The following is a 7761-nucleotide window of genomic DNA, read 5'->3' on the forward strand; positions in this document are numbered from 1 at the left end:
ACCAATAACCAAATACTATTACTGTCGTCCATCGACTATGGACTAAATAAAATTTCTCAATGAAAAAATCAAATAGACTCTGGTGGATTTTGGGTAGCGTTGTTGCCCTACTTGTTATATTTTTATTGGTTGCAAAACAACAAGGTTGGATTGGTAAAGAAAAACCAACCGAAGTTGAGTTTGTAAAAGTTGGTAAATCCGATATTACAGAAACCGTTTCGGCATCGGGAAAAATTCAGCCCGAAGTTGAGGTAAAAATTACGCCTGACGTACCAGGTGAAATCATTGCTTTATACGTGAAAGAAGGTGATTCTGTGAAAAAAGGACAACTTTTATTGAAAATCCAACCAGAAAACTATATTTCGATTACGCAACGTGCCGAAGCCGTAGTAAATCAGACCAAAGCAAGTGCTGAGCAGGCAAAATCAGCCATTGCTCAAGCCGAAGCACGTTTGGTAAGAACCCAAGCAGAGTATAATCGCCAAAAAAGATTATTTGATGAAAAAGTTGTTTCGGCATCTGATTTAGAAATTGCAGAAACTAATTTAAAAGTTGCTCGCCAAGATTTGGAAGCAGCTAAATCAAGCGTTGAGGCATCGAAATTTAACGTAAAAAGTGCTGAAGCAGGTTTAAAAGATGCTTCAGAAAACTTACGTAAAACAAGTATTTATGCTCCAATGAGCGGTATCGTATCGAAATTGGCCGTTGAATTGGGTGAAAGGGTTGTTGGAACTTCACAAATGGCTGGTACTGAGATACTTCGTATTGCGAATTTGAATAACATGGAGGTTAGAATCAATGTAAACGAAAACGATATCGTGCGTGTAAGTTTGGGCGATACTGCCATCATTGACGTAGATTCGTATGCCATGACTGGTAAAAAATTCAGAGGAATTGTAACCGAAATTGCTAATACGGCCAATGGTTCTGGAACAGGTTCGTTAGCGGCTGCTTCAACTGATGCCGTAACGGAATTTGAAGTAAGAATTAGAATTTTGCCAGAATCTTACCGTGAATTAGTTGACCGTAAAGCTCGCAAAGTATATCCTTTCAAACCAGGTATGACTGCCACCGTTGACATCGTGACTGAAAAGAAACTGGGTGTAATGAGTGTGCCGATTGCCGCCGTAACGACTCGTGGAGCAGACGATGCTGCAAGTACGGATGACAAAAAAGATAGTGATGCTCCAGCAGCAACAACTCAAGAACCAAAACCTACCAAAAAAGATAAACCTAAAGAAGTAGTGTTTATTCACGATAAAGGCAAAGCAAAAATACGTGAAGTAAAAACAGGTATTACTGATACTGCCGCAGGAACAATCGAGGTGATTAGCGGTTTGAAAGAAGGTGAAGAAATCGTTTCTGGGCCATTTATTGCAGTTTCCAAAAAACTGAAAGATGGTGAGCTGATAACAAAAAAAGTAGAGAAAAAAGACGATAAAGACAAGAAGAAGGAATAGATAGTGTACAGTTTTTAGCCTATATTATAAGAAATGTACAAGGAAGGCTTCGCTCTAAGCGAAGCCTTCCTTATTTGAGGGTATCTCTTTTTTTATTCAAGTCTTTTAATTTACTTAGCATTGAAAAAGCAGAACAAGTCTCCAAACTTGTTCATAATCGTTGGAATAGAATGAAAATCACAGTAATCGGAGGTGGAAGCTGGGCTACGGCAATCGTAAAGATATTGAGTCAAGGAAATGTACAAATCAAGTGGTGGATGCGAAGCGTAAGCGATGTAGAACATATCAAAAAACACCATCATAATCCCAAATATTTGAGTAGCGTTGAGGTTCATCCTTCTAAAGTTAAACCTTATACCAATCTTAAAGAAGCACTCCGAGGCACCGAATGGGTGATATTGGCCGTTCCTGCGGCTTTTGTGAGTGATGCTATTAAATCCATATCAGCAGAAAATTTAGTCAATAAAAAAATCATTTCGGCTATCAAAGGAATGATTCCCGAAAGCAATCAGCTTATCACTGATTATTTGGCAGAAAACTACGGAGTTTCGCACCAGAATATGGGAATCATTGCTGGTCCGTGCCATGCCGAAGAAGTTGCTCTCGAAAAACAATCATATCTTACAATCGCTTCGCCAAATATCGAATTGGCCACCGAATTTGCCGAATTGATGCGTTGCCGATTCGTAAAAACATCGGTTCTCGCTGATATTTATGGCGTAGAATATGCCGCAGTAATGAAAAATATCGTGGCTCTCGCTTGCGGAATCACGCACGGATTGGGTGGGGGAGATAATTTTCAGGCAGTAATGGTTTCAAACGCCATGCAAGAAATCAAGCGAGTGGTTGACGTAATTGCACCAATGGAGCGAGATTTAAGTGCTTCTGCCTACTTGGGAGATTTGCTCGTAACGGCTTATTCACAATTTAGCCGAAATCGTACTTTTGGCAATATGATTGGTCGAGGATACAGCGTACAAGCGGCTCAACTCGAAATGAATATGATTGCCGAAGGTTATTATGCCGTAAAGTGTATTTACGAAATGATGCAGCAATACGAAATAGAAATGCCAATAACCAATTTTGCGTATCAGACTCTTTATAAAAATGCTTCTTTAAAGAAAGAATTTGAAGTTTTGAAGGGGAAATTGAAGTGATTTTTCTTCTTCGATGCCTCGTTACCTTCGACTTCGCTCAGGCAACGAGGCAATGAAGAAAACTTGGAATTTTTTTCAGTAACGTGACCTATTTTTCGGTGGGTGAGCGGATCGGGCTGCCGACGCAGTCGAACCCCACCGAAAAAATAGTAACAAATCATCTTTCAATAACCAATCGTGCAATCGAAACGATAGGTTTTTCGATATCAGTTTCGTTTTTTTGCAAAAGCCTAACCACATAAAGCCCATTAGGTATTCTTGAAATATCAAGTTTTAGCTCGCCATTGGGTTCTTTATCATAGCTTATTTTGAAGTTTTTCCCAGTATAATAATCATAAACTTCCAGTTTTTCTACTTTACCAAAAGCAGTTACTTTTGTTCCATCTTCGGTTTCGAGTGGTTCTAGTTGTAGAAAAATATCATTTGTTCGTGCGATATTTGGGTAAATAGATAACCTTTCCGGTTGAGGAAGTTTTTCTTGGGTGCTTTCAATGGTACAAATATTACTGCTGATTACACTAATATACCCTCCCAATGAATATTTACCCATTGTATTGGCATGAGCTGTCACCACCACTTCTCCCATTACTGCTCCTTCCATTTTTAGATTGATATTAGGGCTATCTTCGACTTTAATTTCTTGGGTTTCGTAGCCAACAAAACCAAAGCGTAATTTTTGGTTTTTCTCAACTTCAATTTTGTATTCTCCATCAGTGTTTGAAATTGTACCTTTCTGCGTACCTATAATCTGAATCGAAACTCCTGGTAGGCCAGAGCCATCGTTGGCATCAGTGATTTTGCCTGTGATGGTTGTCTTTTGGGCATTGACCGAAAAGCTCAAGATAAGCATCGCCGCAATCGAATTTCGGATGAAATGTTTGTTTGAAAAACTGGGTAAATCAATGCGTAAGCTTTTATTCGATAATTTCTCCACAGGAATTTCGTAGAAGAGCTGATTTTCTTCAATAATCCATTCTGGAAACCACTGATTTATATCAAATTTGGTTTGAAGTTGATTATCTCGAAAACGACCACACAACGACTCACTTTGTTTACTTGCAGCATTTCTAAAATAAGCAATGAGTTCGGTATCAGACATTTGAGTAAAGTCTCGTACGTTTTTTTGACAAGACCCACAAAAGCCCCCCGAAGTAGTAGGGGTAAAATTATCCCAATTTTCGTGACAAGGATTGGTAATAGAGAGTTGAAGCGTATTTTTCATGAGCATCAATATTTTAGGTTTTGGAATATTGATGCTTATGAGTTTAAATTTCCATAAGAAAGTTTGAAAATATTTTAGATTTTTTTTGTAGACTTAAGATGCTCAAATTGTAGAAATCAATAGTGATTTCTGCATTGAACAATAGCTATTTCTTTACTACTAACTTTATAAACAAGTCGGTGTTCATCAGTTATTCTTCTCGACCAAAAACCACTTAAATCTCCTTTCAAAGGTTCTGGCTTTCCTTTGCCTTCAAAAGGTGTTCGTAAGCACTCTTTTATAAGGTCGTTGATTCTTTTGACAATTTTTCTATCAACATCTTGCCAAGAAGTATATTCCTCCCAAGCATGAGGTGTTCATATCAGATTCATGCTTCAATGAGGCTATGAGTTTCGGTAGTTCCATTGTTTAATTGCTCAATTGATTCCAGCAATCTTTTCTTATTTTTAGGATTACTCATCAAGTACTCAGTTGTATCTTTGGAGCTGTTTTTTTTGATTCGATAGTTTATACCAAAAGCTGTTAAAAAGGCTTTAAGTGCTTTTATTTTATCGTTTTCAGCCTCAATTATCAAAGTTTGCGTTGACATATTATTTTGTTTTAATAAACAAATATACATTAATTATGAAAAGTGTCAAAGAAAAATAGGCGAGTTTAAACCCTACTCAAAACCCTCGAAACCAAGAATACTACGCCCGACAAAATGATTTGTACGCTCGTCAGAACGCCCACACTCATGTTCGATTTTGCATCGGCAAGATTCATAAAATGATGCACACTTACGCTGATTGATACCAAAATAATTCCACACAAAACAGCAATAATGATGCTTTTCATAAAATCAGATATTTTTGGATTTTTACGAAGCAAAAAAATAGTTCTTAGCGATAAAAACAGAGGTATTATCGCAATGATGATGGCATAAATAATTTCCATGATATTAATTCAGAAAACTCCTGATTTTGGCAGCAGTTTCGGCAAGTTCTTCTGGTGAAAGTTTTAGTTTATTATGAAAATTCATATCGCTCATGCTATTCATAGGAATCAGATGAACGTGGGCGTGAGGTACTTCTAAACCAATGACAGCGACACCCACACGCTTGCATGGTACGGCCTTACGAATGGCTGGCTCGATTTGCTTGGCAAAAGCCATCAGACCCGCATAAAGTTCATCACTTAGGTCGAATAAATAGTCGATTTCTTGTTTCGGAACAACCAAAACGTGGCCAACTGCACACGGAAACACATCTAAAAATGCAAAATATTGGTCGTTTTCGGCAATTTTATGGCAAGGAATTTCACCTGCAATGATTCTTGAAAATATGGAAGCCATTTTTTGAGTTATGAATTATGAGTTCTTCTATCGACCGTCGTCTGTGGACTATCGACTATAACAAATCACTCAAAGCGTCTTTAATAGTTGTAAACTTATACTGAAAATTGGTTTCTTGCGAAAGCCTTTTGTTCAGCACAAAGTTACCACCAGTTACGACAATTCCCATTTCTCCGAAAACTAATTTTAATGCAAAACTCGGAACATTCGGTAGCCAAAGTGGCTTTTTCAGCACTTCCGCAGCAACGTTTGTTATTTCTTGATTCGTTACAGGATTTGGTGCAACGGCATTATACGGCCCCTGCATTTTTTCATCTTCGATGGCTTTTACAAAAATTCCACAAAGGTCATCTACGTGAATCCATGACATAAATTGTTTTCCACTTCCCAGAGCTGCCCCAAAACCAAGGCGAATAGGTTGAACAAGTTTAGGCAAAGCTCCACCTTTTTCGCTCAAAACAATACCGATTCTGACACTCACGATTCGAGCGGCATTCGTAACTTTTTTTGCATGAATTTCCCAAAGTTTGGTACATTCGGCCAAAAAGTCATTTCCTAAAACACTACTTTCATCTAACTTAACATCACCCGTATCACCGCCATAAATCCCGATAGCAGATGCTGAAATAAAGCCTTTGAGTTGAATGTTTTTTTCTTGTAAATACTTATTAATCAACTCAATCGGCTGAATGCGAGAATCAATGATTTCTTTTTTGCGTTCGTCAGTCCAACGTTTATCGGCTATGCCTGCTCCTGCTAAATGGACTACATAATCAGTCGCCTCTAAAGCACCTTCTTCGATATATCCTTTCTGAATATCCCACTGAAAAACCTCTACATTGGGTAGTTTTTCTTTTTTTCTGCTCAAATATGAAACCTTATGGCCTTTTGCCAAAAGTAATTCGGTGAGCCGATGCCCAATCATACCCGTGCCGCCTGTAATTAGAATATTCATTTTCGATTAATTTTATTAGTCAAATTTTACACGTAGGAACGTCCAATTTAGACGTTTTTGCAAAATGTATCAGAATGTAAATTTAAAATGACGTAAACAAAAAACAGGTAAATAGTCATTTAGCTACTTACCTGTTTATTTAACCTTTATAGATTAGAATTGTTTCCGAAAACCGATTAACTAATTTTCAATTACTTCCTCCTACGCTTACCTTTGTCTTTACTGCTTGTTCGGCTGCTTTTTGGGGCAGTTCGACTTGGTTTTTCTCTGCGGCCTCCTCTGCTACTTGTAGCATCTTTATTACTTCGTTTCGTACTGCTCGCAGGCATTGATTTTCCTTCCAGACCTACCAATTCCAAATCCATGCTTCTACGCTCCAAGTCAGTGCCTTTTACGGTTACTTTCACGGTATCGCCAAAGTTGATTACTCGACCTGTGCGTTTTCCTACAACTCGATAATTATTTCTATCCCATTCGTAAAAATCATCTTTTAAATCACCCAAACGAACCATTCCTTCACAACTGGTAGAAGTGATTTCTACGAAAATTCCGAAATCAGTTACGCCTGTCACAACGCCCGTGAAAATTGTTCGGCGTTCTTGCAAACTCATGAATTCTACTTGTTTGTACTTAATTGAGGCTCTTTCGGCTTCAGCAGCGAGTTTTTCTCGGTCAGACGAATGTTTCGATTTCTTCTCATATTCATCGTGCGAGACCTTATTTCTATCTTTCGGTGAAGCCGTGAGATAATGTTGCAAAAGTCGATGAGCCATCATATCAGGATAACGACGAATAGGCGACGTAAAGTGACTATAATGCTCAAAAGCAAGGCCAAAATGCCCCAAAGGTTCGGTTGTATAACGAGCCTTCGACATCGTGCGAACTGCCAGTTGTTCGAGTACATTCTGTACGGGCGTTCCCTCAACTTCGGCCATCATTTTGTTCATCGAATTCGATAGGGTTTTATCCGAATCAGTTTTGATTGAAAAACCAAATCGACCAGCAAAATTGGCGAAGTTCTGTAATTTTTCAGGATTTGGTGGCTCATGCACACGATAGACCATCGTGTTAGCTTCCGAATTTGTTTCATTTTTAAGTTTGAAAACAAACTCTGCCACTTTTTTATTGGCCAAGAGCATAAATTCTTCGATGAGCTTGTGGGCATCTTTTCTGATTTTTAGCACTACACCGAGCGGTTTGCCAGTTTCATCGAGTTTGAACTTTACTTCGTTGGTTTCAAAATTAATTGCTCCATTTCTGAAACGCTCTTTTTTTAGAATCTTTGCTAAATGATTAAGCGTATGTAGTGGGAAACGATATTTTTCAAGAATTTCATCGGGTTCCGTTGCAGGATTCAGTACATCGCCTTCTTCGTTTTCCAATACTTCTTGAGCATCTTCGTAGCTAAATCGGTGGTCAGAATGAATAACCGTTCGGCCAAACCATTCGTTTATCAATCGTCCGTCATGGGTCATTTCAAAAACTGCCGAAAATGTCAGTTTATCCTCGTGCGGACGAAGCGAACAAAGGTTATTCGAGAGTTTTTCGGGCAACATCGGAATCGTGCGGTCAACTAAATATACCGAAGTGGCACGGTTGAGAGCTTCTTCTTCGAGCCTTGTGCCTTCTTGCAC

Annotated in this window: 8 protein-coding genes and 1 pseudogene; 2 read left to right on the top strand and 7 right to left on the bottom strand. The window is 38.5% G+C overall.

Going from position 1 to position 7761, the window contains the following annotated elements; genetic code table 11:
* The first annotated feature begins 59 nt into the window (after positions 1–59).
* Positions 60–1460 carry an efflux RND transporter periplasmic adaptor subunit gene (locus ACOVO2_RS23325; protein ID WP_421772281.1) on the top strand — a complete coding sequence of 467 codons (1401 nt, stop codon included), beginning with the start codon at positions 60–62 and terminating at the stop codon, positions 1458–1460.
* Positions 1461–1630: 170 nt separating this feature from the next.
* Positions 1631–2617 carry an NAD(P)H-dependent glycerol-3-phosphate dehydrogenase gene (locus ACOVO2_RS23330; protein WP_421772282.1) on the top strand — a complete coding sequence of 329 codons (987 nt, stop codon included), beginning with the start codon at positions 1631–1633 and terminating at the stop codon, positions 2615–2617.
* Positions 2618–2774: 157 nt separating this feature from the next.
* On the opposite strand, the gene ACOVO2_RS23335 is transcribed toward ACOVO2_RS23330, so the two are convergent.
* The 7 genes and pseudogenes from ACOVO2_RS23335 to ACOVO2_RS23365 form a co-directional block, all read right to left on the bottom strand.
* On the bottom strand, positions 2775–3839 hold the full coding sequence (locus ACOVO2_RS23335; RefSeq protein ID WP_421772283.1) for a carboxypeptidase-like regulatory domain-containing protein: 1065 nt from the start codon (positions 3837–3839) through the stop codon (positions 2775–2777).
* Between the two features lie 116 nt (positions 3840–3955).
* Positions 3956–4189 (bottom strand): annotated as a pseudogene (locus tag ACOVO2_RS23340) (Txe/YoeB family addiction module toxin); the annotation flags it as partial.
* 17 nt (positions 4190–4206) lie between these two features.
* On the bottom strand, positions 4207–4428 hold the full coding sequence (locus tag ACOVO2_RS23345) for a hypothetical protein (RefSeq protein WP_188766688.1): 222 nt from the start codon (positions 4426–4428) through the stop codon (positions 4207–4209).
* Positions 4429–4493: 65 nt separating this feature from the next.
* Positions 4494–4676 (bottom strand): hypothetical protein, encoded by a 183-nt coding sequence (locus tag ACOVO2_RS23350; protein ID WP_421772284.1) that lies wholly within the window; start codon positions 4674–4676, stop codon positions 4494–4496.
* A 103-nt stretch (positions 4677–4779) separates the two neighbouring features.
* Positions 4780–5172 carry an HIT family protein gene (locus ACOVO2_RS23355; RefSeq protein ID WP_188766686.1) on the bottom strand — a complete coding sequence of 131 codons (393 nt, stop codon included), beginning with the start codon at positions 5170–5172 and terminating at the stop codon, positions 4780–4782.
* Positions 5173–5227: 55 nt separating this feature from the next.
* On the bottom strand, positions 5228–6127 hold the full coding sequence (locus ACOVO2_RS23360) for a TIGR01777 family oxidoreductase (protein ID WP_421772285.1): 900 nt from the start codon (positions 6125–6127) through the stop codon (positions 5228–5230).
* Between the two features lie 191 nt (positions 6128–6318).
* Positions 6319–7761: ribonuclease R family protein (locus ACOVO2_RS23365; RefSeq protein WP_421772286.1), on the bottom strand; the 1443-nt coding region annotated here is incomplete at its 5' end.

This window comes from Emticicia sp., assembly GCF_049241225.1.
Lineage (GTDB): Bacteria > Bacteroidota > Bacteroidia > Cytophagales > Spirosomataceae > Emticicia.